The sequence below is a fragment of the Methylorubrum populi genome (genome assembly GCF_002355515.1).
Taxonomy (GTDB): Bacteria; Pseudomonadota; Alphaproteobacteria; order Rhizobiales; family Beijerinckiaceae; genus Methylobacterium; species Methylobacterium populi_A.
In genome coordinates this window covers 4,966,914-4,993,161 of sequence record NZ_AP014809.1, presented here as the reverse complement: position 1 = coordinate 4,993,161, position 26,248 = coordinate 4,966,914, and the positions used below count along the sequence as shown (strand labels likewise).

The 26,248-nt window shown below is 72.1% G+C and carries 28 protein-coding genes; 10 read left to right on the top strand and 18 right to left on the bottom strand.

From position 1 onward, the window contains the following. Nucleotides 1–46: 46 nt before the first annotated feature. The 5 genes from nagA (at nucleotide 47) to MPPM_RS23080 (ending at nucleotide 4,355) form a co-directional block, all read left to right on the top strand. A complete protein-coding gene (nagA, locus tag MPPM_RS23100) occupies nucleotides 47–1,213 on the top strand; it encodes an N-acetylglucosamine-6-phosphate deacetylase (protein ID WP_432419828.1) in 1,167 nt (388 codons plus the stop codon). A gap of 57 nt (nucleotides 1,214–1,270) precedes the next feature. After that, nucleotides 1,271–1,528, top strand: a complete 258-nt coding sequence (locus tag MPPM_RS23095) for a hypothetical protein (RefSeq protein ID WP_096487056.1) — start codon at nucleotides 1,271–1,273, stop codon at nucleotides 1,526–1,528. Between the two features lie 108 nt (nucleotides 1,529–1,636). After that, a complete protein-coding gene (locus MPPM_RS23090) occupies nucleotides 1,637–3,523 on the top strand; it encodes a glycoside hydrolase family 15 protein (RefSeq protein ID WP_096487996.1) in 1,887 nt (628 codons plus the stop codon). Nucleotides 3,524–3,616: 93 nt separating this feature from the next. Then, nucleotides 3,617–3,865: a hypothetical protein gene (locus MPPM_RS23085; protein WP_096487055.1), complete on the top strand. Its 249-nt coding sequence runs from the start codon at nucleotides 3,617–3,619 to the stop codon at nucleotides 3,863–3,865. A gap of 82 nt (nucleotides 3,866–3,947) precedes the next feature. Continuing rightward, nucleotides 3,948–4,355 carry a PilZ domain-containing protein gene (locus MPPM_RS23080; RefSeq protein WP_096487054.1) on the top strand — a complete coding sequence of 136 codons (408 nt, stop codon included), beginning with the start codon at nucleotides 3,948–3,950 and terminating at the stop codon, nucleotides 4,353–4,355. A gap of 43 nt (nucleotides 4,356–4,398) precedes the next feature. Here MPPM_RS23080 and MPPM_RS23075 read toward each other — a convergent pair whose 3' ends face one another. Next, on the bottom strand, nucleotides 4,399–4,830 hold the full coding sequence (locus tag MPPM_RS23075) for an HIT family protein (RefSeq protein ID WP_096487053.1): 432 nt from the start codon (nucleotides 4,828–4,830) through the stop codon (nucleotides 4,399–4,401). Between the two features lie 131 nt (nucleotides 4,831–4,961). On the opposite strand from MPPM_RS23075, the gene MPPM_RS23070 reads away from it, so the two are divergent. After that, entirely contained in the window at nucleotides 4,962–5,972 is a 1,011-nt protein-coding gene (locus MPPM_RS23070; protein ID WP_096487052.1) for a cation diffusion facilitator family transporter, read from the top strand. A gap of 106 nt (nucleotides 5,973–6,078) precedes the next feature. Here the strand turns inward: MPPM_RS23070 and ada are convergent, their stop codons facing one another. The 3 genes from ada to MPPM_RS23055 all read right to left on the bottom strand — a co-directional run bounded on the left by ada (nucleotide 6,079) and on the right by MPPM_RS23055 (nucleotide 9,672). Next, nucleotides 6,079–7,164, bottom strand: coding sequence for a bifunctional DNA-binding transcriptional regulator/O6-methylguanine-DNA methyltransferase Ada (gene ada, locus MPPM_RS23065; RefSeq protein ID WP_096487051.1), 1,086 nt, complete (start codon nucleotides 7,162–7,164; stop codon nucleotides 6,079–6,081). A 133-nt stretch (nucleotides 7,165–7,297) separates the two neighbouring features. Then, the gene (locus tag MPPM_RS23060) at nucleotides 7,298–8,455 is read right to left on the bottom strand and encodes a M20 aminoacylase family protein (protein ID WP_096487050.1); all 1,158 of its coding nucleotides are present in this window, start codon (nucleotides 8,453–8,455) and stop codon (nucleotides 7,298–7,300) included. Beyond that, the gene (locus tag MPPM_RS23055) at nucleotides 8,452–9,672 is read right to left on the bottom strand and encodes a GNAT family N-acetyltransferase (RefSeq protein WP_096487995.1); all 1,221 of its coding nucleotides are present in this window, start codon (nucleotides 9,670–9,672) and stop codon (nucleotides 8,452–8,454) included. Before MPPM_RS23055 ends, MPPM_RS23060 begins: the two co-directional genes overlap by 4 nt. A gap of 160 nt (nucleotides 9,673–9,832) precedes the next feature. On the opposite strand from MPPM_RS23055, the gene MPPM_RS23050 reads away from it, so the two are divergent. Beyond that, nucleotides 9,833–10,570 carry an SOS response-associated peptidase gene (locus MPPM_RS23050; RefSeq protein ID WP_096487994.1) on the top strand — a complete coding sequence of 246 codons (738 nt, stop codon included), beginning with the start codon at nucleotides 9,833–9,835 and terminating at the stop codon, nucleotides 10,568–10,570. A 13-nt stretch (nucleotides 10,571–10,583) separates the two neighbouring features. On the opposite strand, the gene MPPM_RS23045 is transcribed toward MPPM_RS23050, so the two are convergent. Further along, nucleotides 10,584–11,579: an alginate O-acetyltransferase AlgX-related protein gene (locus tag MPPM_RS23045; protein ID WP_096487049.1), complete on the bottom strand. Its 996-nt coding sequence runs from the start codon at nucleotides 11,577–11,579 to the stop codon at nucleotides 10,584–10,586. A gap of 206 nt (nucleotides 11,580–11,785) precedes the next feature. On the opposite strand from MPPM_RS23045, the gene MPPM_RS23040 reads away from it, so the two are divergent. Continuing rightward, on the top strand, nucleotides 11,786–13,030 hold the full coding sequence (locus MPPM_RS23040) for a glycosyltransferase family 61 protein (protein WP_096487048.1): 1,245 nt from the start codon (nucleotides 11,786–11,788) through the stop codon (nucleotides 13,028–13,030). A 72-nt stretch (nucleotides 13,031–13,102) separates the two neighbouring features. On the opposite strand, the gene MPPM_RS23035 is transcribed toward MPPM_RS23040, so the two are convergent. Both MPPM_RS23035 and MPPM_RS23030 read right to left on the bottom strand, forming a co-directional pair. Then, entirely contained in the window at nucleotides 13,103–14,404 is a 1,302-nt protein-coding gene (locus MPPM_RS23035; RefSeq protein ID WP_096487047.1) for a class I SAM-dependent RNA methyltransferase, read from the bottom strand. A gap of 1 nt (nucleotide 14,405) precedes the next feature. Next, nucleotides 14,406–15,155, bottom strand: coding sequence for a TlyA family RNA methyltransferase (locus MPPM_RS23030; RefSeq protein WP_096487046.1), 750 nt, complete (start codon nucleotides 15,153–15,155; stop codon nucleotides 14,406–14,408). A gap of 250 nt (nucleotides 15,156–15,405) precedes the next feature. Here MPPM_RS23030 and MPPM_RS23025 point away from each other — a divergent pair, with 250 nt between their 5' ends. Next, on the top strand, nucleotides 15,406–16,011 hold the full coding sequence (locus tag MPPM_RS23025) for a superoxide dismutase family protein (RefSeq protein WP_096487045.1): 606 nt from the start codon (nucleotides 15,406–15,408) through the stop codon (nucleotides 16,009–16,011). Nucleotides 16,012–16,164: 153 nt separating this feature from the next. On the opposite strand, the gene dxs is transcribed toward MPPM_RS23025, so the two are convergent. The 6 genes from dxs to ygfZ all read right to left on the bottom strand — a co-directional run bounded on the left by dxs (nucleotide 16,165) and on the right by ygfZ (nucleotide 21,239). Continuing rightward, nucleotides 16,165–18,141: a 1-deoxy-D-xylulose-5-phosphate synthase gene (dxs, locus tag MPPM_RS23020; RefSeq protein WP_096487044.1), complete on the bottom strand. Its 1,977-nt coding sequence runs from the start codon at nucleotides 18,139–18,141 to the stop codon at nucleotides 16,165–16,167. Between the two features lie 89 nt (nucleotides 18,142–18,230). Further along, nucleotides 18,231–18,512, bottom strand: coding sequence for an exodeoxyribonuclease VII small subunit (locus MPPM_RS23015; RefSeq protein ID WP_096487043.1), 282 nt, complete (start codon nucleotides 18,510–18,512; stop codon nucleotides 18,231–18,233). 98 nt (nucleotides 18,513–18,610) lie between these two features. Further along, the gene (locus MPPM_RS23010) at nucleotides 18,611–19,123 is read right to left on the bottom strand and encodes a tyrosine phosphatase family protein (RefSeq protein ID WP_096487042.1); all 513 of its coding nucleotides are present in this window, start codon (nucleotides 19,121–19,123) and stop codon (nucleotides 18,611–18,613) included. A 12-nt stretch (nucleotides 19,124–19,135) separates the two neighbouring features. Beyond that, nucleotides 19,136–19,711, bottom strand: a complete 576-nt coding sequence (locus MPPM_RS23005; protein WP_096487041.1) for an HD domain-containing protein — start codon at nucleotides 19,709–19,711, stop codon at nucleotides 19,136–19,138. Between the two features lie 38 nt (nucleotides 19,712–19,749). Further along, nucleotides 19,750–20,376, bottom strand: a complete 627-nt coding sequence (locus MPPM_RS23000) for a DNA-3-methyladenine glycosylase I (protein WP_096487040.1) — start codon at nucleotides 20,374–20,376, stop codon at nucleotides 19,750–19,752. Continuing rightward, nucleotides 20,373–21,239 (bottom strand): CAF17-like 4Fe-4S cluster assembly/insertion protein YgfZ, encoded by an 867-nt coding sequence (gene ygfZ / locus MPPM_RS22995; protein WP_096487039.1) that lies wholly within the window; start codon nucleotides 21,237–21,239, stop codon nucleotides 20,373–20,375. Before ygfZ ends, MPPM_RS23000 begins: the two co-directional genes overlap by 4 nt. A 113-nt stretch (nucleotides 21,240–21,352) precedes the next feature. Between ygfZ and MPPM_RS22990 the strand changes: the two genes are divergently transcribed. Then, nucleotides 21,353–22,693, top strand: coding sequence for a dihydroorotase (locus tag MPPM_RS22990; RefSeq protein WP_096487038.1), 1,341 nt, complete (start codon nucleotides 21,353–21,355; stop codon nucleotides 22,691–22,693). A gap of 109 nt (nucleotides 22,694–22,802) precedes the next feature. On the opposite strand, the gene MPPM_RS22985 is transcribed toward MPPM_RS22990, so the two are convergent. From MPPM_RS22985 to MPPM_RS22965, 5 genes are all read right to left on the bottom strand, one after another. Further along, complete coding sequence (locus tag MPPM_RS22985; RefSeq protein ID WP_096487037.1) at nucleotides 22,803–23,057, bottom strand: hypothetical protein; 255 nt, start codon at nucleotides 23,055–23,057, stop codon at nucleotides 22,803–22,805. Nucleotides 23,058–23,228: 171 nt separating this feature from the next. Further along, a complete protein-coding gene (locus MPPM_RS22980; RefSeq protein WP_096487036.1) occupies nucleotides 23,229–23,684 on the bottom strand; it encodes a TIGR02301 family protein in 456 nt (151 codons plus the stop codon). Next, on the bottom strand, nucleotides 23,681–24,178 hold the full coding sequence (locus MPPM_RS22975) for an NUDIX hydrolase (RefSeq protein WP_096487035.1): 498 nt from the start codon (nucleotides 24,176–24,178) through the stop codon (nucleotides 23,681–23,683). The genes MPPM_RS22980 and MPPM_RS22975 overlap by 4 nt, the downstream gene beginning before the upstream one ends. Next, on the bottom strand, nucleotides 24,175–25,311 hold the full coding sequence (locus MPPM_RS22970; protein ID WP_096487034.1) for a hypothetical protein: 1,137 nt from the start codon (nucleotides 25,309–25,311) through the stop codon (nucleotides 24,175–24,177). The genes MPPM_RS22975 and MPPM_RS22970 overlap by 4 nt, the downstream gene beginning before the upstream one ends. Next, nucleotides 25,304–26,026, bottom strand: coding sequence for an SDR family NAD(P)-dependent oxidoreductase (locus MPPM_RS22965; RefSeq protein WP_096487033.1), 723 nt, complete (start codon nucleotides 26,024–26,026; stop codon nucleotides 25,304–25,306). Before MPPM_RS22965 ends, MPPM_RS22970 begins: the two co-directional genes overlap by 8 nt. Nucleotides 26,027–26,248 lie beyond the last annotated feature (222 nt).

The following is a 26,248-nucleotide window of genomic DNA, read 5'->3' as shown; positions in this document are numbered from 1 at the left end:
GGCCAGGGCTCTGCCCGGACCTCCCATTGTCCGCCCCGCCGAAGGGGTGACCCCTTTGCGATCCCAGGATCATCAGGCGCTCGCCGCCGAGCGGGTCTTCGATGGCGAGCGAATGATGCGTGACCGCGTCGTCGTGCTGCGCGAGGGGCGGATCGCCGATGTCGCCACCGATCCGCCCGCCGGCCTGCCCCTCGTGCGGCTGCCGGCCGGCGCGATCCTGGCCCCGGGCTTCATCGACCTTCAGGTCAATGGCGGCGGCGGGGTGCTCCTCAACGACGATTCCAGCGTCGCAGGCATCGCCCGGATCGCGGCGGCGCACCGGCGTGGCGGCACCACCGCCCTGCTGCCGACCCTCATCACCGACACGAGGCCGGCGATCCGGGCGGCGATCGAGGGCGTTGCGGCAGCGATCGCCGCGGGCGTTCCCGGCATTCTCGGCATTCATCTCGAAGGGCCGTTCCTGAGCCCGCAGCGGATCGGCATCCACGATCCCGGCCGCCTCGCCGGGTTCGGCCCCGGCGACGCCGAGCTCCTGACCGGATTGGGACCGCGCGGCATCACCCTGGTGACGCTGGCACCGGAGCGGGTGCCCGCCGGCGCGGTGGCCGACCTCGTCGCCCGCGGTGCGCGGGTCTGCGCCGGGCACACGGCGGATGCGGGCCCCGCGATCCGTGCGGCGATGGCGGAGGGGCTCACCGGCTTCACCCATCTGTTCAACGCGATGTCGCAGATCGGCCCGCGCGAGACCGGCGCGGTCGGCGTCGCCCTCTCGGAAGCGGCGACGTTTGCCGGGATCATCGCCGACGGCCACCATGTCGGCGACGACCAGCTCCGGCTGGCGCTGCGCCTCAAGGGGCATGACCGGCTCATGCTGGTGAGCGACGCCATGCCGCCGGTCGGCGACACCCGCGCGGACGCGTCCTTCACCCTGTTCGGCCGCCGCATCCTCCTTACCGGCGACCGCCTCACCGGCGAGGACGGCACCCTGGCGGGCGCGGCGATCACCATGGCCGAGGCCGTGCGCCACATGAGCACCCGGGGCGGCGCCTCCCTCGATGAGGCCCTGGCCATGGCCTCATCGACGCCGGCCCGCTTCCTCGGGCTCGACGCCCGGCTCGGCCGGATTACCCCCGGCTCGGCTGCGGACCTCGTCGCCCTCTCCACCGACCTGTCGGTGCTCGGCACGTGGATCGCCGGGGAACAAGCCCCTTAGGCCGCGGTTCGCCCTCTCACGGAGCCTCTCGGGGCCTTTTTCAGAGGATTGAGAACCATGACATATCCGCTTCGAAGCGGCCTCTTCGCCCTGGCCGCGGCGTTCGTCCTCGCGGCCGGCCCCGCCGCCGCGCAGGGCGCCAGCAGCAATGCCGGCAGCGGCCTGTCGCCTTCGGCGGCCGCCACCGGCAACGACCGCACCGCCGGCGTCAACAACGGCAACTACCGCCGGCCCGGCGGCTACGGCACGCGGGGGGCCTACCGTTCGGTCAAGACCCATCCGCGCCGTCTGATGCGCGGCGCACGCCGCTACTGAGCCGCGCCTCCGGTCCTCCCACGCCTGCGCACCGCGTCGCCTGATGTCGCAGGGGCGAACCCTGCGCATCACGGAACGTTGGCGCGGCGCCACTCGACGGAAGCGACCGTGACGGACAGACCCATCGCCGACTACGCCGTGATCGGCGATACCTGCACCACGGCCCTGATCGCCCGCGACGGTTCCCTCGACTGGCTGTGCTGGCCCCGGCACGACGGGCCGGCGGTGTTCCTGGCCCTGCTCGACAGCGAGCGCGGCGGCTCCTGCCGCCTCGTCCTCGACGGCCTGACCGAGACCACCCGCCGCTATCTGCCCGAAACCAACATCCTCGAGACCACCTTCGTCACCGCCACCGGCCGGGCGGTGCTCACCGATTTCATGCCCCTTCACCGGCCCGAAACCGTGCCGGAGGAGGGACCGGACGGCCGTGCCCAGGCCCAGGTGATTCGAAGACTCGCCTGCCTGTCCGGCCACGTCTCGGGCCGTTGGCGGCTGCGCCCGAGCTTCGACTATGCCCGCGCCCCGACCGAGATCGTGGCGCGGGGCGAGGCCTGCCTCCGCTTCCAGGGCGGCGGCGACAGCCTTCGCGCCCTCTGCGCCGTCCCGCTCGCCCGGCGCGACGACGGCGCCGAGGGGACCTTCGCGCTCGAGGCCGGGGGGCGTGCCGACCTCGTGATCGCTCACGGCGACGGCGATGATCACGCGGCGGGAGCGGCGCTCCCCGACGCGGTGGACGCCTCGCTCGCCGCCACGCGGGACTATTGGGAGGAATGGTCGGGCCGCTGCACCTACGAGGGTCCCTACCGCGAGGCGGTCCTGCGCAGCGCGCTCACCCTCAAGCTCCTGACCCACGGCCCCTCGGGCGGGATCGTCGCCGCCGCCACCGCCGGCCTGCCCGAGGCGGTGCCGGGCAACCGCAACTACGATTACCGCTACGTCTGGATGCGGGACGCGAGCTTCACCGTCACCGCCTTCGTCAATCTCGGCTACGACCGCGAGGCCGCCGAGTTCCTGCGCTTCCTGCGCGAGGCCGATGCGAGCCGGGGCCGCGACCTTCATCTGATGTACGCCCTCGACGGAGCAGTGCCGCCGGAGGAGACCCTCGACCACCTGTGCGGCTGGCGCGGCGTCAGCCCGGTCCGGATCGGCAACGCGGCGGCGGATCAGGATCAGTACGACATCTACGGCGAGTTCCTGGTGGCCCTCCACGGCTACCTGGAGGCGGTGGAGTACGACCCGCCGGTCAAGGTCAACGACCACCTGCCCGAGGCCCTCGGACACCTCACCGACCACATCCTGCGCGCCCGCCACGCCCCCGACCACGGCCTGTGGGAGATGCGGACGGAGAAGCGCCAGAGCCTGCACACCAAGGCGATGCTCTGGGTCGGCCTCGACCGCGCCGTGCAGATCGCCCGCTCCGATCCGAAGCACCGCCTCGCCGACCCGGCCACGATCGAGCGGTGGGAGCAGGCCGCCGCCGAGATCCGGGCGGAGTACCACGCCCGCGGCTGGAACCCCGCGCGCGGCGCCTACACCATGGCCTACGGCGCGGACGACCTCGACGCGGCGGTGCTGCGCACCGTGCTGTTCGACGCCTTCGATGCGCACGATCCGCGCGTCGCCCGAACCGTCGAACGAATCAGCGAGGATCTCGGCGCGGGCGACCTCCTCTACCGCTACCGGATCGACGACGGGCTGGAGGGCGACGAGGCGACCTTCACCGCCTGCGCCTTCTGGCGGGTCGGCTGCCTTACGCTGGCCGGCCGGAACGGCGAGGCGACCGCCCTGTTCGAGCGGCTGCTGGCGCGTGGCAACGATCTCGGCCTGTTCGCCGAGGAGATCGACGCGGAATCGGGCGAGCAGCGCGGGAACGTGCCCCAGGGCTTCACCCACATGGCGGTGATCAACCACGCCGTCCGCCTCGCCGCGGCCGACGGCGAGACCCGGACCGACGAGCCGGATTGCCGGGCGGAATCCGATGCGGTCCCGGCATGATCGGCCCGGCCTGATCGGCGCCGATCGACACAAACCGGACCGATTGTCGGGTTAACCCTTCGCTCGAGGGTGCGGCGATGCGGAGGCGATCCGATGCGAAGCTACAACCTGTTCCGGCGCCGGGGCGGGGAGGCGCTCTTCTGCGCCGTCCCGGAGAGTTGCGCCGTGCCGCGCTTCGTCGGCGGACGCCGCTGGACCTTCGGCGGCCGGATCGACGGCAGCGCGAGCCCTCCTCCCGGCTTCGACGATCGCGCCGCGGCGACCGCCGTGCGCTTCAACGGCTTCTACCTGTTCCACTGCCTCGACGAGGGCGAGAAGCGGCGATCGGCCGAAGAACCTTGAGTGGGTGCGCGGTCGCGTCGAGCATTCCTTAACGGCCGGCATGCCAGACAAGTCGGGCCGTCGGAGGGGCCGGAGACCGATCATGATCAGCGAGAAGCGCCAGGAGGCTCGCAAGCGCACCTTCCTCAAGGGAAGGATCCACTTCAACAAGGGGGCGTCCAGCATGGACTGCCTCATCCGCGACTTCTCGGAGATGGGCGCGCGGCTGGAACTGAGCGAGACCAACACCCTGCCGGAATCGTTCGACCTCTATATCCCGCAGAAGGAGATGACCCTGCGGTCGAACCTGCGCTGGCGCCGGGGCGACGCGGTGGGCGTCGCGTTCTCGGAAGCACACAAGCCCGCCTCGCCCGAGCCCGTTTCGGCGACCGACCCGTCGATCGCCATCCTGCTGCGCCGGATCGCCGAGCTGGAGGCCGAGAATGCCGGCCTGCGCGCCGTCATCGCCAGCATGGGAACCGGAGTCGCGAACGGAACCCGGCTCGCCTGATGCGACGCCCGCCCCCGAAGGGCGTGACGCCGCAGCGCGCGGATCAGCCCGCGTTCTCCAGCGAGCCGCGGATGCGTGCGGCGTGCTCGGCCAGCACGGCGTTGTCGGCCATGCCGCCCTCGTGGCGCTTCAGCGGCACGCCGTCGTGCCGCGGCACGAGGTGGAAATGCAGGTGGAACACCGTCTGCCCGCCCGCCGGCTCGTTGTACTGGAACAGTGTCAGCCCGTCCGCGTCGAAGGCCGCCTTCACCGCGCGTCCGACCCGCTGCACCGTGGCGATCAGCGCCGCGAGCGTCTGCGGCTCGGCGTCGAGCAGCCCGCGCGAGGGCGTCTTCGGGATGACGAGGGTATGGCCCTCCCCCTGGGGCATCACGTCCATGAAGGCGAGGCTGTGCTCGTCCTCGTAGACCTTGTGGCAGGGGATCTCCCCGCGCAGGATCTTCCCGAAGATGTTGTCCGGATCGTAGGGGGGCATCGCACGGTTCCTCGCAGAGATGGGCGGCAGGTTGCACGGGCCGTCGCCTCGCAGCAACCTCGGCCGCTCCGGCGGCGTTGTCGCCCCCGTGACGGCGGCGCGCCTGGGCGCCTGCCGCGCAGGAGCGGGACATGGCCGAGAGCACGGGTGCGATCTACACGGCGGCGGGCGCCAACCTCGCCATCGCGGCGGCGAAGTTCGTCGGCGCCTTCCTCACCGGCTCGACGGCGATGCTGGCCGAGGGCGCGCACTCGCTGGTGGACACCGCCAACCAGCTCCTGCTGCTGGTCGGGCTGAAGCGGGCGAAGAAGCCGGCGGACGCCAAGCACCCCTTCGGCTACGGGCGCGAGGTGTACTTCTACGCCTTCATCGTCGCCCTGTTCATCTTCCTCGGCGGCGGCATCTTCGCGATCTACGAGGGCGCGCACAAGATCGAGCATCCCGAGCCCGCCGCCGACGCGACCGTGTTCGGCTTTCACCTGTCCGGCTTCTGGACCAACGTCTCGATCCTCGGCTTCGCGATCCTGGCGGAGGGGTATTCCTGCCTCGTCGCGGTCAGGGCGTTCTGGGCCGAGAAGGGCGAGCGCAGCGCGATCACCGCGATCCACCGAAGCAAGGATCCGTCGCTCTACACCATCCTCGTGGAGGACGTCGCCGCGCTGATCGGCCTCGTCATCGCCATGACCGGCGTGGTGCTGGCCCACCTTCTCGACAAGCCGGCGCTCGACGGCTGGGCCTCGATCGGAATCGGCCTCGTGCTGATCGGCATGTCGATCTTCCTGATGATCGAGACCCACGGCCTGCTGATCGGCGAGGCCGCCGATCCGGAGGTGGTGCGCACGATCCGGGCGGCAGTGCGGGAGGAGGGCGCCGTGCAGCACGTCAACGAGGTGCTGACGCAGCATCTCGGCCCCTCCGACATCCTGGTGAACCTCAGCCTCGACTTCGCCGACGACGTGCCCGCGGGCGAGGTCGAGCGGACGGTCGCCCGGCTGGAACAGCGCATCAAGGCGAAAAGCCGCAACGTCACCCGCGTCTTCATCGAGATCCAGTCGCGGAAAGCGGATGCCGCCGGGCGTGCCCCGGTCGCGGCGCCCACGGGATCGGACGCGGCCCCGCCCGGCTCGGCGGTGCCGGCGTGAGCGCCTAGCGCATCGTGCTGGATATCGGATCCAGCACGATGCGCTAGGGATCTGTTTTTGCATCATCTTTTTCCGAAAGCCGCAAACCACCTTTCGGGATGATGCCCTAGCGCTTCACGCCCTCGCGGGCGAGAAGGGCCGCCTTGCGGGCCGTCCCCCAGCGGTAGCCCGAGAGCGCCCCGTCCGAGCGCACCACCCGGTGGCAGGGGATCGCCACGGCGAGCGCGTTGGCGCCGCAGGCCATGGCGACGGCGCGCACCGCGGCCGGCGCACCGATGGCGCGGGCGATATCCGCGTAGGTCGCCGTGCTGCCGGCCGGGATGCGGCGCAGGGCCTGCCACACCCGCTGCTGGAAGGCGGTGCCGCCGATATCGAGCGGCAGGTCGAAGGCGGACACCGGTGCCTCGACGAGGCGCACGACCGCGGCCACCGTCGCCGCGAAGGCCGCGTCGCCGCCGACGATCGCCGCCTTCGGGAAACGCGCCGCGAGATCGCGCCGGAGCGCCTCCTCGTCGTCGCCGAGCAGGATCGCGCAGATCCCCCGCTCGGTCGCGGCCACCAGAACCCGCCCCAGGGCACAGCTGTCGATCGCGAAGGCGATCCGCTCGCCCGCGCCGCCCTTGCGGAAGGCCGACGGGCTCATGCCGAGCCGCTCCGCACCGTCCGCGTAGAACCGGCTCGGCGCGCCGTAGCCCGCCGCGTAGACGCTCTCGGTCACGCTTTTGCCCTCCGCAAGGCTATCGGCGGCGCGGGCGGCGCGGTGCGCCTGCGCGTAGGCCGCCGGCGTCACCCCGGTCACGGCCTTGAAGGTCCGGTGGAAGTGGAACGGGCTCAGACCCGCCGCCCGCGCCAGGGCGTCGAGGGAGGGCGGCATCTGCGCCGCCTCGATCAGCCGGCAGGCGCGGGTGATTCTTTCGGCCTGCTGATCGAACAAGGCCGGCTCACTTGGCCGGCAGCGTCGGCAGGGCCGGAAGCCCGCGGCCTCGGCTTGCGCAGGATCGGCGTGGAAGGACAGGTTTTCCGGCCGCGCCGCCCGAGACGGACAGCCCGGCCGGCAATACACGCCCGTGGAGCGTACCGCGTAGACGAAGCGCCCGTCGAAGCCGGCATCGCGCGCGAGGACGGCCGCGCGCATGCGGGCCTCGGTCAGGGGCACCGCGTCGGGGAAGCGGGTTTTGGATTCGGCAAGCATGGACTCCTCCGGGAGACGGGGATGCGGCGATCCTGACGGACCGGCGCGGCGCGCGCATCCCGTCTCTTGCGGTCAAATCCCGATGCCGTCGCAAGCCCCTCTCCCTGCACGCGGGGAGAGGGGCTCAGCTTCGTCAAGCCGCCGTGCGCCGCTCCACCATCCGCGCCAGGTAGGCGGCACCGAGCGGGATCAGGCTGTCGTCGAAGTCGAAGCTCGCATTGTGCAGGCCCGGCCCCGGCGTCGCGCCGAGCCAGGCATAGGCACCGGGCACCGCCGCGACCATGTCGGCAAAGTCCTCGCTGCCCATGCGCGGCACGGTGTTGGCTTCGACCTTCTCGGAGCCGAACAGCTCGGTCGCGATCTCGGCGGCGGCCGCCGCCTGCTCCGGATGGTTGTCGAGCACCGAGAACACGTCGCGCAGGTCCACCTCGATGGTGGCGTCGTAGGCCGCCGCGAAACCGGCCGCCAGTTCGCGGATGCGTCCCGCGATCAGCTTGCGCAGATCGGCGTCGAAGGTGCGCACCGTGCCGGCGAGGTGCGCGCCCTCGGGGATGACGTTGTAGGCCGCGCCCGCATGGATCTGGGTGATCGAGACCACGGCGGATTTGAGCGGGTTGCTGTTGCGGCTGACGATCGACTGCATCGCCTGGGCGAGCCCCGTGGCGATCACGATCGGGTCGATGCCCTGGTGCGGCATCGCCGCGTGCGCGCCGCGGCCGGTGATGCGGATGTCGAAGAAGTCGGCCGCCGCCATGATCGGGCCGGGCTTCACCTGCAACACGCCGTGCGGCCCGTGCGGCGCGTTGTGGATGGCGTAGATCTCGTCGACCGGAAACTTCTCGAAGAGACCGTCGGCGATCATCGCGCGGGCGCCGCCCAATCCCTCCTCTGCCGGCTGGAACACGAACACGGCGGTGCCGTCGAAATCGCGGGTCTCGGCGAGGTAGCGGGCGGCGCCGATCAGCATGGTGGTGTGCCCGTCATGCCCGCAGGCATGCATCTTCCCCGGCACCGTGGAGCGGTAGGGGAGGTTGGTCTCCTCGGTGATCGGCAGGGCATCCATGTCGGCGCGCAGGCCGATCCGGCGGGAGCCCGGCCGGCCCTGCAGCACGCCGACGACGCCGGTCTTGCCCAGCCCCCGATGCACCTCGATCCCGAATTTCTCCAGCTGCTCGGCGACGATCCCCGAGGTGCGGACCTCCTCGAAGCCGATCTCGGGATGGGCGTGGAGATCCCGCCGCAGGGCGGTCAACTCGTCGGCGTATTCACGGATGCGGTCGATCGTGTTCATTCGCTGGCGTCCTCGCAGGTCCGGCGGAAGGGCGACATCGCCTCGTACTCGGCGATGGCCGCGCGCACGTGGCGGCGCTCCCGCTTCAGGTAATCGGCGACGGCACGGGCCAGCGCCGGGTCGGCGATGTCGTGGGCCGAGTACATCGGCACCGGGCGGTAGCCGCGGGCGAGCTTGTGCTCGCCCTGGGCGCCGGCCTCGACCCGTTTCAACCCGCGGGCGATCGCGAAGTCGATGGCCTGATAGTAACAGACCTCGAAATGCAGGAAGGGGTGATCCTCGATGCAGCCCCAGTTGCGCCCGTAGAGCGCCGTGTCGCCGATGAAGTTGATGGCCCCGGCGATCGGCCGGCCCGCATTCCTGGCGATCACCAGCAGGATGCGATCCGCCATCCGCTCGCCGATCAGCGAGAAGAATGTGCGGTTGAGGTAGGGCCGGCCCCATTTGCGGGCGCCGGTATCCTGATAGAACTCGTAGAAGGCATCCCAGTCGGCTTCCGAGATGTCGGCACCGGTCCTGTGCTCGACCGTGATGCCCCGGCTCAGGGCGTCCCGCCGCTCGCGCCGGATCGCCTTGCGCTTGCGCGAGGCGAGCGCCCCGAGAAAGTCGTCGAAGCCGGCATAGCCCTCGTTCAACCAGTGGAACTGCTGATCCATGCGCGGCAGCATTCCGAGCGCCTCCGCCTGCTCGGCCTCCCGCTCGCGCATGAAGGTGGCGTGGATCGAGGAGGCCTCCGTCTCGGCCCGCAGGGCGCGCAAGCCCGCGACGAGGGCCGAGGCCGCGGCGTCGGGGTTCTCGCCCGGCGCGACGAGGAAGCGGGGGCCGGTGACGGGCGTGAACGGCACGCTCACCTGGAGCTTCGGATAGTAGCTGCCCCCGGCCCGCTCGTAGGCGTCGGCCCAGCCGTGGTCGAACACGTACTCGCCCTGGCTGTGGGATTTCAGGTAGCAGGGCGCCGCGCCGACGAGCTTGCCCTCGCGCTCGACGCGGACATGCAGCGGCAGCCAGCCGGTGTGGCGGGAGACGCAGCCCGCCTCTTCCAACGCCGAGAGGAAGGCGTGGGAGGTGAACGGGTTGAAGGTCTCGTCGCCGGCGCCCAGCGTCTCGGGGGAGGTGGCGCAGGCGTCCCACTCGGCCGCGTCGAACCGGGCCATGCCCGGCACGGCGCGCACCTGCAGGACGGGCTCGGGAGCGTTCGCCGTCGCGGGGGTGGTCATGGACGCCAAGGTAGAGCGCCTGTGCGCGGAAGTGGATAGCGGTTCGGCACATGCGAGGCGCGACAAAACGGGAATCCGGCGTGAAGCGGGCCAGCCGCCGCTGTGACTCACGTGTCCGAACCGCTTGATCCGGCACCCGCCGCACGACCATATCGACCGCATGTGCGGGCGCTTCTTCATCGGCCAGCCGCCGGAGGTCTACCGCGCCTCCTACGGCTACCCGGAACAGCCGAACTTCCCCGGCCGCTTCAACGTGGCCCCGACCCAGCCGGTGCCCGTGGTGGTGCGTGAGCAGGGTGAGCGGCATTTCCGGCTGATGCGCTGGGGCCTGTGGCCGGGCTGGCTCAAGGACCCGTCGGACTTCCCCGTCCTGTTCAACGCCCGCATCGAGACGGCCGCCGAGAAGCCGGCCTTCCGCGGGGCACTGCGCCACCGCCGCTGCATCTTCCTCGCCGATGGGTTCTACGAGTGGCGCCGCGACGGGGAGGGCAGAACCGCAACGAAGACGCCGTTTGCCGTGCGCCGGACCGACGGCGCGCCGATGGCGCTCGCCGGCCTTTGGGAGCCCTGGATGGGAGCGGACGGCTCGGAGGTCGACACCGCCGCCATCGTCACCTGCTCGGCCAACGGGACGCTCAGCGCGATCCACGAGCGGATGCCGGCGATCCTGGCGCCGGAAGCGATCGGCGCGTGGCTCGACGCGGCGGTGGATGCGCCCGAGGCGGCCCGCCTGTGCCGGCCCTGCCCCGACGACTGGCTGCGGCTCGACCGCGTGAGCGAGCGCGTCAACAGCGTGCGCAACGACGATGCCGGCCTGCCCGAGCCGGTGGCCGCGGAGCCGCCCGCCGGCCGTGCGGCTCCGGCGACGCCGAAGGCCGTTCAGGGCGAGCTGTTCTGAAGCGCCGCCCGCCTCAGGCCGCCGCGCCGCTCTCCCCCCTGAGCTCCGCCCCGAACCGTTCCGCGGCGTAGGCCTCCAGGTCGAAGTCGTCGTCGGGGACGCGGAACATGAAGCGTTCGGCGATTTCGGTGAGCAGGATGTCGGGCCGGACCCGCTCGACGTAGCCCCAATCGACCGAGGTGCTCCAGACGAAATGCACCTCGGCGAACGTCTCCGCCAGCATGATGGTGAGCATCAGCGGCGCGAAATGGGAGTAGGAATCGCCGAAGAGAACGAGGCGGCGCGGGTCGCGCGCGGCGGCGTTGGCGTAGATCACGTGCGAGCCGACATGGAGCGTGTCGGCGCGGCCGGCCGCTTCCCGCGCCGCCACGATCGGGCTGGCGTAGCGGCGCACGGCGTCGCGCTGGATCTCATGGATCCGGGTCCGCTCCGTGCGGGGCGGATCGAAGCGTCCCCCCAGATCGCCGGAGATCTCGGTCTCGCGGGCACCGCGCGCCGCGAGATCCGGACAGGGCTCGGCCCGCAGCGCGCGGCAGATCTCGCCATAGGCGAGGTGGCAGCCGGCAAAGCTCCAGTGGCTGTCGGTGCGGTAGAACAGATCCTCGCCCGACCGCGCGGCCCGCATCGGCTCGACGAGGTCGATGCAGGTCCGCCGCAGGACGCGCGTCGTGGGCCATTCCCGGAGCCAACCCTTCAGCCGCGAGAACCAGTGGCGGCGCGGCAGGCCGCGGATCAGGCGGCGGGCCGGGGAGAGGCGGTGATCGACCGCGATCCCGTCGAGGAAGTTGTCGTAGACGCTGAGCTTTTCCGGGACGACGACGTGGTGGTAGGCGATGCCGAGACCGCGCGCCCGCGCCGCGCGGGCGGCGATGCGCTGGCGCCACAGCTCGGATTGGTGCGCCATGAAGCCCGACGCGTTGAACTGGGCGATGACGTTGTTGCTGCCGGCGACGACGAAGAGCCAGCCGTCCCTGCCGACGTGAATATGATCGGTGGCCGTGTCCGACACGCAGGTCCCGCTCTTCCTCAACCGTCTTCGCCGATGCCGAACGCGCGGGCGGGCCGAGGCTCCCTACAGGCCCCGGCGGCCCCAAGGCAAATGCGGCGGAGGGCAGGGACATGCGTCGGACTTCGCCCCCGACGATATGCTAGCCGTTGCTGCGATCTGCTTGAGCGGACGACGATCCGCGAGGAACGGACTTGGACGGGCCAGGCGTGAACAGGACGGGAGCGGACGCGGCGCATGCGCGGCTGATCGAGGACAACCTCGTCCTCACCTGCGACGCCGGGCAGCTCTATCGCGACGGAGGATTTGCCGGCGAAGCCGCCCTTCTCGACCGGCTGCGGGGGCGGGTGAGCCCGCTGACCCGGGTGCTCGGCGAGGTCTTTCCGGGTTTTCCCGCTCACGATCCCGCGCCGCCGCGCCTGTTCGGCGGCAGCGCCGCCTTCCGCGAGAAGCAGGGCGCCGCGCTCGCGGCCCCGCGCCCGGCGGGGCCGCCCTCGCTCCTGTGCGAGACCCGCGACGTCCGGCTCGCGGGCAACGCCCTGTTCCACGTGGCGGACGGTCGGCCGCAGGTGCTGTTCGAGACCTATCGGCCGCAGGAGCGGCACGTGGTGCCCGGTCCCGGCCCCGATTTCCTGCAGGTGGACGAGACCGTCGCGGCGCCGGGCCCCGTCTTCCTCGTCAACTCGGCGGGCTCGTTCAACTACGGCCACTGGCTCATCGACGACCTGCCCCGCCTGCACGCGCTCGACGGGCTGCGCGCGCACCGTCCCGGGGAGCCGATCACCGTGGCGCTGGTGTCCTACTTCCCGCATATCGATGCGGCCCGGCGCACCTCCATCGAGCTTCTTCTCGGCGTCGGACACGGCGTCTCGATCCGCTTCCTCGACCGGTCCAAGTCCTACCACTTCGCCCGCCTGCACCATGCTACGCCGTGCAGCCTGCCGAGCACGGGCAAGTCTCCGCACGCGCTGCGCTTCCTCACTCGGCAGGTGCGTGCGCGGACGCGCCTGCCGCGCGCGCTGTTCGGGATCCGGCAGCTCACCGGGCGGGGACGCCGCCTGTTCGCCGATCGGCATCCGGGGCGGGGGCGGGGGCTCGCCAACCGCGAGGCGGTGCTCGCCGTGCTGCGCGGACTCGGCTTCGAGGTCTTCGATCCGGAACTCACCAGCGTGCGGCAGCAGGCGGTGCGCTTCTCGGGGGCCGAGATCGTGGTCGGCATCGCCGGGGCGGGCATGGCCAACACGGTGTTCTGCCGGCCCGGCACACCGGTCATCCACCTCGTGCCGGAGGGCTGGGAGGACCCCTTCTACGGCGAGATCGCCACCGCCTGCGGCCAGGGCTACGCGGCCGTCTTCGGCCCGCGGATCCCGTCGGAGGGGCCCGAATATCTTTGGGATTTTGCGATCGACCCCGAGCCCCTGCGCGAGGCCCTCGCGACCGCAGGTCTGCGATAAGGTTCCGGGGATTCCAGAGGGATCATCCCTTCGGCGGGAGGCCGGGGCGGAGCCCCGGCCTCCTTCCGGGACTCAGCGCGGGCGCCGCAACGTCCGTCCGGCGGGCTTGCGCGCCGCCTTGCGGAAGACCCCGACCAGCTCGACATGGGCCGACCACGCGAACTGATCGACCGGCGTGACCCGCTCCAGCCGGTAGCCGCCGGCGATCAGGGTCGCCGCGTCGCGGGCGAAGGTGCCGGGATCGCAGGCGACGCCGACGACGAGGGGCACCTTCGATTCCGCGATCCGGCGCGCCTGCGCCTCGGCCCCAGCCCGGGGCGGATCGAACACCACGGCGTCGAGGGCATCGAGCTCCGGCCCGAGCAGGGGGCGGCGGAACAGGTCGCGGGCCTCCGCCGTGATCCGGGCATAGCCGGCCCCGGCCCGGTAGGCGCGGGTGAGGCTGGTGATCGCCGCCGCCTCGCCCTCGGCAGCGTGGACTTCGCGGCCTCCGGCGGCGAGCGCCAGGGCGAAGGGGCCGCTGCCGCAGAACAGGTCGCCGACGCGCCGCACCTTGGCCTTGCCCTCGTCCATCGCCTCCAGAACCAGGGCGGTCAGGGCCGCCTCGCCGGCCTGCGTCGCCTGGAGGAAGCCGCCGGGCGGGGGCACGCGCCGGGCCGGACCCTCGCCGACGGCGGGCGGGCGGCGCTCCACCACCACGTCGCCGTGGATCGAGAGCCGGGCGAGGTCGAGTTCGCCGGCGAGCCGGGTGAGCACGCCGCGCACGCCCTCGCTCACCGCGCCGTGGCCGCGGATGTCGATGTCGAGGCCGGTGACGGTGGCGGTCGCGGCGATGTCGAGAGGTTTGTGGCCGTGCCCGAGCGGGGCGGCCAGCGCCTCCGCCACCGCGGGCGCCCGGTGCAGGGCGGGCACGGTGATCGGGCAATGGTCGATCGCCACCAGCGCGTGGCTGCGCGCCGCCATCAGCCCGGCCTCGGCCCGGCCCTCGATCTCGCGCACGTGCAGGGTGATCCGCCGCCGGCCGGCCCCGCGGGCATCGACGAGCGGCGCAAGCTCCGTCTCGATCCGCGCCTGGGCCAGGGCGCCGGCGACGAGGCCGCGCTTCCACTCCGCGTAAGGGCCGGGCGCGAGGTGCTGCACGGCGCAGCCGCCGCAGGCCGAGAAATAGGGGCAGAACGGCGCGATCCGGTCCGGCGAGGGCTCCTCCACGGCGATCAGCGTAGCGACGCGATCGCCGCGGCGCACCCGCACCCGCTCGCCGGGCAGCGCGCCGGGCACCGCCAGCGCGCCCTCGGTGAGGCCGTCGCCGCGGGCGCCGAGCCGGGCGATGGTGAGGGTCTCTTCGACCGGGGATTCTTCGGCAACGTCGGACATGTCATTCATCTTGAGCGGAGCGCCTCGCGGCGACCAGAAATTCGCGGTTGCCGTCGCCGCCCTCGATCGGGGAGGGGATCGGCCCGGACACGGTGAAGCCGAGGCCGACGAGCACGGCGCGCACGCCCTCGCAGACCTCGGCATGGACGTCCGGCTCGCGCACGATGCCGCCGCGCCCGACCCGCTCGCGCCCGGCCTCGAATTGCGGCTTGATCAGCGCGGCGATGGCCGCCTCTCCGGCGAGCTGCGCCGCCACCGCCGGCAGGACCAGCCGCAGGCCGATGAAGCTGACATCGATGGTGGCCAGACGCGGCGCCGGCTCGATCGCGCCGGGGGGCAGCGCGCGGATGTCGGTGCCCTCCAAGCTGGTCACCCGCGGGTCGGCGCGCAAGGCGGCGTCGAGCTGGTCACGGCCGACATCGACGGCGTGGACATGGGCAGCGCCGCGCCGCAGCAGCACGTCGGTGAAGCCGCCGGTCGAGGCGCCGACATCGAGACAGGGCAGGCCGGCGGGGTCGAGGCCGAAGGCGTCGAGCGCCGCGGCGAGCTTGAGGCCGCCGCGGGAGACGTAGGGGTGAGGGGCCGAGGCCTCGATCCGCGCGCCCGCGCCGATGAGGTCCGAGGGACGCGTGACGAGGCCGCCATCGGCGCGGACGAGGCCGGCCTCGATCGCCGCCCGCGCCTGCGCCCGGCTGCGGAAATGCCCGTGCTCGACCAGGAACCGGTCGGCCCGCAGGCGCTCGCCCGTCATCGGATCTCCCTTCCGGAAAAGCGCCCGGCCGCGTCATGGTGGCAGAGATGGAAGCGGCTTGTCCCCTGTCGAAAGGTGCCGCTTCGCGTTACCTAGAGCATCGCCCGGGGACGGGGCGTGCCGCACGGTCCGAACAGGGCGTGCCGGATCCGCCGGCCGCGGTAGCCCGGATCTAGCACCGCCTCAAGCGGTGGCGCGGCGCCGGATGGGGTGCAGCAACGGAGTGAGTCAGTTCATGAGAGGTGCCATCATGCGAGGGGCCACGACGCCTGCCATTCGACGCCTTCCGCTTGCGATTCCTCTTGCCGCGACCCTGCTCGCGGGCCTGGCCGAGTCCGCCCTCGCGCAGGACGCCAAGGAGGCCCCGAAGGAGCCCGCGCCCGCCAAGGCGGAGACGTCCGGCGCGCCGCAGACCTACGAGAGCGGGATCACCAACGGCAAGGGCGAGACCATCGGCAAGATCCTGATCCGCGACGGGGCGAACTCCCTGGTGATGCGGCTGACGATCGGGGCCGGCGGCCTGCCGCCGGGCTGGCACGGCATCCATTTCCACGCGGTCGGCGATTGCTCGGACACCGAGAAGTTCGAGAAGTCGAAGGCCCACGTGAACCACGACCAGAGCAAGCACGGCCTGCTCAATGCCGACGGCCCGGACGAGGGCGACCTGCCCAACGTCTACGCCAATGCCGACGGCTCGGTGAATGCGGAGGTGTCGAGCGAGACCCCGCTGACCGGCGAGGGCGGCCTGCGCGACGGCGACGGCTCGGCGCTGATCATCCACGCCAACGAGGACGACCACACCAGTCAGCCCATCGGCGGGGCGGGCCCGCGCATCGGCTGCGCGGTGATTAAGTAGTCCCTGAAAAACCCTCCCCCCTTTGCGGGGGAGGGTGCCTGCGGAGCAGGCGGGAGAGGGGTCGGCTCCGCATTGTCCGGAAACGTCGCACCCCTCACCTGACCGCCTTCGGTGGCCACCCTCTCCCGCAGAGGGGAGAGGGTTGCTGTGGTACTACCGCTTCAGGCTGACCACGCTGCCCTCGCGCTGTGCCGCCTTCTCCGGCAGTGCGGCGCGGACGGCCTTGAGGATGCCCTCGGCATCGAGACCGGCCTCGGCGTACATCTTCTCCGGCTTGTCGTGGTCCTGGTAGGTGTCGGGCAGCGTCAGCGTGCGCACCCGGACCCGGCCCGCATCCAGAACACCCCGCTCCGCGAGAAGGTGCAGCACCATCGCCCCGAAGCCGCCGACCGAGCCCTCCTCCACCGTCACCAGAACCTCGTGGCTCATCGCCAGATCCACGATCAGCTCGGCATCCAGCGGCTTGGCAAAGCGCGCATCCGCCACGCTCACCGCCACGCCCTCCGCCTCCAGCGCGTCGGCCGCCTTCAGCGCCTCCGACAGCCGTGTGCCCAGCGACAGCAGCGCCACCCGCGCCCCCTCCGGACGGCGCACCACGCGGCCGCGGCCGATGGCGAGCGGCTCGCCGTTCTCCGGCAGCTCCACGCCCACCCCCTCGCCGCGCGGGTAGCGCAGGGCGATCGGCCCGCTGTCATGCGCGTGGGCGGTCGCCACCATGTGCACCAGCTCCGCCTCGTCGGCCGCCGCCATCACCGTCATGTTCGGCAGGCAGCACAGATAGGCCAGATCGAACGCGCCCGCATGCGTGGCGCCGTCCGCGCCCACCAGACCGGCGCGGTCCAGGCAGAACCGCACCGGCAGGTTCTGCAGCGCCACATCGTGCACGACCTGATCGTAGGCCCGCTGCAGGAAGGTCGAGTAGATCGCCACGAACGGCTTGTAGCCCTCGGTCGCCAAGCCGCCGGCAAAGGTCACCGCGTGCTGCTCGGCGATGCCGACGTCGAAGGTCTTGTCGGGATGCGCCTTGCCGAACAGGTCGATGCCGGTGCCGCCGGGCATTGCCGCGGTGATCGCCACCACCTTCGGATCGGCATCGGCCGCCTTGATCAGGCTCTCGCCGAACACGCGGGTATAGGCCGGGGCGTTGGCCTTCGCCTTGGCCTGCACGCCCGAGACCACGTCGAACTTGACCACGCCGTGGTAGCGGTCGGCCGAGGCCTCGGCCGGGGCGTAGCCCTTGCCCTTCTGCGTCACCACGTGGAGCAGGATCGGGCCCTGATCCGAGTCGCGCACGTTCTTGAGGACCGGCAGCAGGTGGTCGAGGTTGTGCCCGTCCACCGGCCCCACATAGTGGAAGCCCATCTCCTCGAACATCGTGCCGCCGCCCACGATCAGCGAGCGGGCATATTCTTCCGCGGCCGCCGCGCGCTGGTAGAGCGCCTTCGGCAGCAGTTTTCCCAGTTGCTTGGCGGTCTCGCGCAAGCTCCGGTAGGTGCCGCCGGAAGCCAGCCGGGCGAGGTAGGCCGACATCGCGCCGACGGGGGGCGCGATCGACATGTCGTTGTCGTTGAGGATGACGATGAGGCGCGAGTGCAGCGCGCCGGCATTGTTCATGGCCTCATAGGCCATGCCCGCCGACATCGAGCCGTCGCCGATCACCGCGACCATGTTGCGGCGCTTCTTCGGCGCCTCGCCCCGGGCCTTGGTCTCGGCATCGTCGAGGTCGCGCGCCACCGCCATGCCGAGCGCCGCCGAGATCGAGGTCGAGGAGTGGGCCGCGCCGAAGGGGTCGTATTCGCTCTCCGAGCGCTTGGTGAAGCCGGACAGGCCGCCGCCCTGGCGCAGGGTGCGGATGCGGTCGCGGCGGCCGGTGAGGATTTTGTGCGGGTAGCACTGGTGGCCGACGTCCCAGACGATGCGGTCGTTGGGGGTGTCGAAGACGTGGTGGAGCGCCACCGTGAGTTCGACCACGCCGAGCCCCGAGCCGAGATGGCCGCCGGTGATCGACACGGCGTCGATCATCTCGGCGCGCACCGCGTCAGCCACCCGCTGCAGCTCGCTCTCCGGCAGTAGCCGGAGACGATCCGGCGTCTCAAGACCCTCGAGGATCGTCGTGTCCGCTAGTGCCACCGGACCAGCCTCATGCCCGAAGTGAGAAAAGGCGCGCAAACCTTTGCGCGCGATGAGTTTTGTTGGAAGTGAACCCGCACCCGATCCGCCTACTCGACGTCGAGCGGCGCGGTGCCGGCGGCCCGGCCGTCCGGCCCGATGGCGATCTTCTGGATCCGCGCCTCGGCCCGCTTCAGCAGGGTCTCGCAATGGCGCTTGAGCGCCTCGCCGCGCTCGTAGATCGCCACCGACTCGTCGAGGGGAACATCGCCCCGCTCCAGCCGGCGCACGATCTCCTCGAGCTGCTCCATCGCCCGCTCGAACGGCAGATCGTCCGGCGTCTGCGCCGCAGCGGCGTCGGGTGCAGATCCGTCGGGTGTCTGATCGTTCATCCGGATTCCCTTTGGGGCGGGTTATGACGGGCGACGTGCGGTCGCACAAGCCCGGGTCGATTGCGTGCGACCGATCTCCGCGGTCGGCCGCCGCCCGCTCACGCCAGGGTGAATTGGAACGGCGTTCCCTCGAAGGCCTCCGCCCCGCGCCCGATTCCGGCGATGGCCGCGCTCATCCGCCCCTCGCGTCCGAGCAGGCGGTCGGCGATCTCGACGAACAGGCGATTCGGCGTGGCGCTCGGCGCGAGCCGCCGCAGGTCCCGCGCGAGTTCCGCCTCGTCCCGGTCCGGCCTCAGGGCGCAGGCCGCGGCGAAGGCGGCGGCCGTCGAGCGGCTGATCCCGGCATAGCAGTGGATTACCATCGGTTTCTCGCGCGGCCAGGCACCGACGAAGTCGAGGACAGCCCGGACATGCGCCTCGCCCGGCGGCAGGTGGCCCTCCATCGGCGCGACGATGTCGCTGAACCCCACCCGCAGGTGGTGCTCCGGCCGGATCGCGGCCGGGCGCTCTACCGTGCTGCCGAGGGTGGCCAGCGTCACGAGATGGCTCGCGCCGGTGGCCGCGACGGTCTCGGGCAGGCGGGAGAGGGGGCAGATGTGGAGGCTCGGCATCCGTGTCCGGTCTCACGCTCCGCGCTGGAGCGTCTCGAAGCGGGCGAGATAGCACGCCTCCGCCTCCGCCGTCGGCCATCCGGCGACCAGCCGCTCGATCTCCCCGCGAATGGGATCGGGCAGGGCCGGCGGGCGGCCGAAGATCCCGTCGGCCTCCGCGCTCGAGAAGCCGGCGAGCCGGGTCGCCTCGATCGCGGCGGCGATCCGGTCGGCGCGCTTGACCAGGCGCGACAGGGCCGGGGAGGGGGCGGCGAGCCCGAAGCGCTGGCGGATCGCCGCGAGCAGACGCCGCTCGACGCTGCGATAGGCATCGCCGATGGCGGCCTTGAGCGGCGAGATGATGTCGCCGATCACGTATTCCGGCGCGTCGTGCAGCAGCAGTTCGAGCCGCTCCGGCGGACCGATCCGCGGATCGAGGGCGCCGCCGACCGCCTCCACCAGCAGCGAGTGCTGCGCCACGGAGAAGACGTGCGGACCCGCCGTCTGCCCGTTCCAGCGGGCGACGCGGGCGAGCCCGTGGGCGATGTCGGTGATCTCGACATCGAGGGGCGAGGGGTCGAGCAGATCGAGGCGACGGCCCGACAGCATCCGCTGCCACGCCCGTACCGGCTTCTTCGCGGCGGCACTCACGGATGGCGGTCCTGACCCATGGCAGCGCAGGCCGCGTGGCGATGGCAGCCGGTGAGGTGGTCGTTGACCATGCCGACCGCCTGCATGAAGGCGTGGACGATGGTGGGCCCGCAGAAGGTAAAGCCCTTCGCCTTCAGGGCCTTGCCCATCTTTCGCGAGACATCGGTTTCGGTGGCGATCTCGGCCCGGCTGGCGGCATTCGTCTGGATCGGCCGGCCGTCGCAGAAATCCCAGAGGAAGGGCGAGAAGCCGGGGCCGCTCTCCTCGATGGCGAGCCAGGCGCGGGCGCCGTTGATCGCGCCGCGGATCTTGGCGCGGTTGCGGATGATGCCGGTGTCGCCCATCAGCCGCTCGACATCGGCTTCCGTGAAGCGGGCGATGCGCTCCGGCTCGAAGCCCTCGAAGGCGCGACGAAACCCGTCGCGGCGGCGCAGGATGGTGATCCACGACAGGCCGGCCTGGAACCCGTCGAGGATCAGTTTTTCGTAGAGCGCGCGGGAATCATATTCGGGCACGCCCCACTCGGTGTCGTGATAGGCGACGTAGAACGGGTCGAGCCCCGGCCACCAGCAGCGCGGGCAGCCGTCGGGATGGGTGATGAGGCCGGACGCGGCGTCGCTCATCCGGCGGCGGCCGTGTCGGTGGGGAAGGCGAAGGTCGCGAAATCGGGCTTGCCGACCGCCGCGATGCTGCCCCCCGCCCGCACCGGCTCGCCGGCGGCCAGTGCATCGCCGAGGCGGTCGAGGCGGATGGTGGCGAGGCCGCGATCCCCCGCCGCGCTGCCCGTCACTCCGAGGCTGCGGGCGCCCGCCGTCACCTCGGTGCCGGGCGCCGGGGCCGGGCCGCCGCGGTAGACGATGGGCAGGATGCGGGTGCGGGCAGTGCCGCGGTGCTGCATCCGCGAGACGACCTCCTGGCCGACATAGCAGCCCTTCTTGAAATCGACGCCGCCGAGCTGGTCCATCAGCGCCTCGTGCGGGAAGGCGTCACTGAGCGCGAAGTCGCGCCCTCCCTCCGGCACGCCGAGGCCAATGCGGTGGGCGTGGTAATCGTCCTCCGTCGCGTCCGCTGAGAAGGCGCCTTGCGAAAAGTACAGCCGCTCGCCGAGAGCGGGGAGGCGCCCGTCGCGCACGCGCACCGTCTCGGCCGCGGTCTCCGCTTGGCTCCCGTCCTTTGCCCAGGCGGCGGCGACGCCGAGCGTCGGGTCGGCGGCCACCGTCACCTTGGCGCGCAGGCGATAGAGCCCGAGCCGCTTGACGAGATCGGCGACGCGCTCGGCGGCGACGTCGAGACGGAAGCCATCCTCCGCGCGGGATACCAGGAAATCGAACTGGATCTTGCCCTGGGGCGTCAGCAGCGCGCCGAGCCGCGCCTCGCCCTCCGGCAGCGTCTCGACATTGCAGGTGAGGATGCCCTGCAGGAAGGGGAGCGCGTCCGGCCCCGACACGGCGACGACGGCTCGGTCCGGCAGCAGGGCGATCGGCATGGCATCTCCTTCGGGGCGCGGGCGAGGCACGGGTGGCGTTGCGCGGGTGGGACGCCTGACATAAGCCGCGCCTATCCTCGTCTCAATCGCACGATGCGAACCGGGAGAGCCCGATGGAAGCGCCTTTCGACCTCGTCCTGTCCGGCGGCACGCTGGTGAACCACGACGGCGAGCATCGCGCCGACCTCGGCATCCGCGGCGGACGGGTGGCGGCGATCGGCGACCTCGCGGGGGCCGCGACGGCGGAGCGGCGCGACTGTCGCGGCCTGCACCTCCTGCCGGGCGTGATCGACAGCCAGGTGCATTTCCGCGAGCCGGGCCTCGACCACAAGGAGGATCTGGAGACGGGCTCGCGCGCGGCGGTGATGGGCGGCGTCACGGCGGTGTTCGAGATGCCCAACACCAACCCGCAGACGACGAGCGCCGCGGCGCTCGCCGACAAGGTCGCCCGCGCCCATCACCGGATGCATTGCGACTTCGCCTTCTGGGTCGGCGGCACCCACGAGAACGCGGCCGAAGTCGCCGAGCTGGAGCGGCTGCCGGGGGCGGCGGGGATCAAGGTGTTCATCGGCTCCTCCACCGGCTCGCTGCTCGTCGAGGACGATGCCGGCGTGCGCGCGATCCTAAGCCGCATCCGCCGTCGCGCCGCCTTCCATTCCGAGGACGAGCCGATGCTGCGCGAGCGCAAGGGGCTGCGCGTGGCGGGCGATCCCGCCTCCCACCCGGTCTGGCGCTCGCCGGAGGTGGCGGTGAAGGCGACGCAGCGCCTGATCGCGATCGCGCGGGAGACCGGCGCGCGCATCCACATCCTGCACATCTCGACCCGGGACGAGATGCCGATCCTCGCCGAGGCGAAGGACGTGGCGAGCGTCGAGGTGACGCCGCACCACCTGACGATCGACGGTAGCGAGGCTTACGCCCGGCTGGGCACGCTGGTGCAGATGAACCCGCCGGTGCGCGACGCCGGGCACCGCGACGGGATCTGGCGCGGGCTCGGCGACGGTGTGGTGGACGTGCTCGGCTCCGACCACGCGCCGCACACCCTCGAGGAGAAGGCCAAGCCCTATCCGGACTCCCCCTCGGGGATGACCGGCGTGCAGACGCTGGTGCCGATCATGCTCGACCACGTGAATGCCGGCCGGCTCTCGCTCGCCCGCTTCGTCGATCTGACCAGCGCCGGGCCGAAGCGGCTGTTCGGCATCGCCCGCAAGGGGCGGCTCGCCGTGGGCTACGACGCCGACGTGACCGTGGTCGATCTCAAGCGCCGGGAGACCATCCGCAACGAGTGGATCGCCTCGAAATGCGGCTGGACCCCCTATGACGGCGTCACCGTCACCGGCTGGCCGGTGGGCACCGTGGTGCGGGGCACGCCGGTGATGTGGCAGGGCGAGCTGGCCAACCCGTCGCGGGGCGAGGCGGTCCTGTTCGAGGAGGCGCTGCCGGCGGCGGGCTGAGCCCGCGCCGGGTTCGGGACGCGGCTCTCGCGTTCTTAACCCTCGCCTCGCCAGAGCGGCCGGATCTTGCCCCCGCTCGTCGCGAGCGGATCCCGCGCGCCCGTCTTCGTCAGTGCTGCAGCGTCGTGGTGAAGCCGCCGCCGCGGATGCGCTCGGGCAGGGTCTCGGCGTAGCGGGCGGTGGCGTCCTCGCCGTAGGTGGCGACCAGTTCCTGGAAGGCCGCGAACAGGGCGGCCTGGGCCATGCAGTCGCCGTCGATCCCGTCGAGGCAGCCTTCGGCGAAGGCCTCCGTCACGAGTCCGAGCGCGAGGCGCTTGCTCTCCGCATCGACGTCGAAGGCTGCGGTGTCGGAATCGTGGATCATGGCGAACGGCTTCGTTTCTCGGCCGGAACAGTGCCGGCAAGACATCGCCACGATACGGCAGCCTTAGCGGGCCGGGAAGCAGGGAATTGCGAAGAGGTTAATGTGAAGGCGCAATTGCGAAGGATTTTCGCAACGGCCCCGCAATGTGGCGTTCCCGCCACAGGCGCTGTTCTACCCTCCGAACCGTCCGGCAATGGCGTGCGAGAGCCGCTCGCCCTCGGCGATGTAGCGGCGGGCAGCCTCGCCCGCGGCGGGGGTGCAGACCCGATAGGTCAGGCTGTAGCCGCGAAAGCCGCGGTTATAGGCGCCGGCGAGCCGGTCGCGGCGGGTCGGCGTCACCCCCTCGCTGTCGAGGATCGCCTTCATCCGCGCCGGCCATTCGACTGCGTCTGGCTCTGAGCAGAGGCTGCGCAGGAAGGCGAGCGCCCCGACGATCTCCGAGAGCCGCATCAGGTCGCGATCGTAGGGCGCGGGCGGCGGCTCGGCCGGGGGTGGCGGCTCCTTCTCCTTCTCGGGCGGCTTCGGGGCGGACTTGGTCGAGCCGGAGCGCTGCTGCGCGAACGCCTCCGTCGCAGGCGTGAGGGCGAGCAGGGCGGCGAGGATCAGGCGGACGAATCCCGTACTCATACCGAACCTTCTGCCGAACCTTCTGCCGAACCTTCCGGTACCGAGCCCACACGGGAAAACGCTTCGCGCAGGGTGTCGATCAGCCCCGGCGTGGTGGACAGGCCCGCGACCTCGTCGAGCGTGGCCCAGCGCACGTCGAGCGCCTCAGGGCCCGGCACCGGCTCGACCGCGCGCCAGAGCGCGGCGTGGGGATGGATCACGTAGTGGTGGCGGATGCGGCCGGCCTCGTCCCGCAGGATGATCTCGGTGGGGGTCAGGCTCGGACCGACGATCTCGGCGAGCGCGCCGACCTCCTCCTGCAACTCGCGCAGGGCGCCGGCGGCGAGGGACTCGCCGGCCTCGACGAGTCCGCCGGGCAAGGTCCAGACGCCGCGCATCGGCTCGTTGGCCCGGGCGGCCAGCAGGACGCGGCCGCCGCGGATCACCGCGATCGACACGCCGATCAGCGGGCGGGCCGGAAACAGCCGCCCGTCCTCCTGCTCCCGGCCGCTCACGGAGCCGGTACCGCGACGAGGCGGCCATCGGCGAGGCCAACGAGGATCTTTCGGGCGACTCCGCCCGCATCGAGCACGGCGACGCCGTGGGCGGCCGGAGCGGGCAGCGGGATGCGGAGGCGCTCCTCCGGGCGGCCGCCCTTGAACGCGACCACGGCGAGGGCGCCGCGGCCCGCCACGGGCAGGGCGAGGTCCGGCGGACGACCGCTGCGGGGAACGGGGGCGGCGAGATCCGCCTTCTCGCCCGCGGCCGGGCCGGCATAGCCGGGTCCCTCGCCCACGAGGCTCAAGGCACCGTCGGCGAAGCGCCAGAGCTGCAGCACGCCCTCGCCGTCGGGAGCGCGGATCGTGGCGATCTGCGGCTGGCCGGCTCCGATGAAGTCGGCCAGGCCGGCGAGCGCCAGCGGGGCGCCCTCCGGCGCCTTGCCAGCCTGCGGCGGCGTCTGCGCCGCCAGCGTCCAGGCGCCGTCCTTCCCCTTGGCCGCAAGGGCGAGGCCGGAGCCTGCCGCCCCCTGCGCGGTCACGGCAACCGCCGCCGGGCGGCCGTCGAGGCGGGTGATGCGCGGGGTGCGGCCGGCGAAGACCCGGTCGTCCCCCGGCGCGAGGGTGTGCGTCGTCACCGGCACCGCCTTCGGCTCGGCGGTGACGCCGAGCGGCTGGCGCTCGCGCAGGGTCAGCACCGCGCCCTGGCCCGGGGCGCCGCCGAGGGCGCGGGTCGGCCCGGTGAGATAGGCGCTCAAGGGTCCGTCGAGGGCGCGGCGCGAACCTGGCACGGCGCCGCGCGGCGTCTCGGCGGCGGCAAAGCCCTCGATCGCCTCGGCGCCGATCAGCGTGGTGCGCAGGGTCGCGCCGTCGAGGCTGAGCACGGCGCCGCCGCCCTCGCCCCAGACCACGACGACGGGCGGCGGCGCGGTGTCGGCGCTCGCCTTCGGGTCGGCGCTCGCTGGGGCGCGAGCGATCGGCAGGAGGCCGGACGTCGCGACCGAGAGCGCCACGTCGCTGCCGGGGCCGCGCATCGCCTTGACGGCAAAGGGCAGCGTGACCGGCTCGGCGCGCGGCCCGTCCTCCGCCGCGAGAGCGGGAAGGGCGTGCAGCGACACCAGGGCGGCGAGCACCGCCCGGCGGTCAAACATGCTGGCCGCCGTTGATGTGGAGTTCGGCGCCGTTCACGTAGGAGGAGGCTTCGGTGCAGAGGAAGTAGATCGCCTTCGCGACCTCGTCCGGCGTGCCGAGCCGGCGCTGCGGGATCTGCTGCACCAGCTTGTCGGTGCCGGGCGAGAGGATCGAGGTGTCGATCTCGCCGGGCGAGATCGCGTTGACCCGCACGCCGAGCGGCCCGAAATCCGCGGCCATCTCGCGGGTGAGGCCGGCGAGCGCGGCCTTCGAGGTGCCGTAGGCCGCCCCCGCGAAGGGGTGGACCCGCGAGCCGGCGATCGAGGTGACGTTGACGATCGATCCGCGCGCGCGGGTCAGCTCGTCGGTGAGCCCCCGCGCCAGCAGGATCGGCGCGAAGAAGTTGACCTGAAAGACGCGGGCCCAATCCTCGTATTCCGTGCTCAGCGCGCCGAGGCGCTCGCCCTCCGGCCCCTTGGGCGAGATGCCGGCATTGTTGACGAGCGCGTGCAGCAGGCCGCCCTCGGCGGCGAGCCGTTCGGCCACCTCGCGCACGCCGCGCACGGTGTCGGCCGCATCGGCGAGATCGACCTGGAGGTGGTCCTCCGGACCCATCTCCCACGGGCAGTTCTCGGGGAATGCGTGGCGCGAGCAGGTGATGACGCGCCAGCCCGCGGCGGAGAAGCGCTTGACGGTGGCGTGCCCGATGCCGCGGCTCGCGCCGGTGAGCAGCATCACCCGTCGACGGTCGTTGGATGAGGCCAAGGCCGGGGTCCCTCGCTGCCCGCGATGCGCACCGCGGTGAGCGGGCCTGAGCGGGTCTTCGCCCCAAGGGATAAGCCGCGCCCCGCCGGAAATCCAGGGCGGCGCTGCATTGCGAAAACCCTGACGGACGCCGCGGCGCGACCCGCGCCTCCGCCCGCCCCGGTCTCGGCGGCTGCGCCCGCTTTCCGCGCT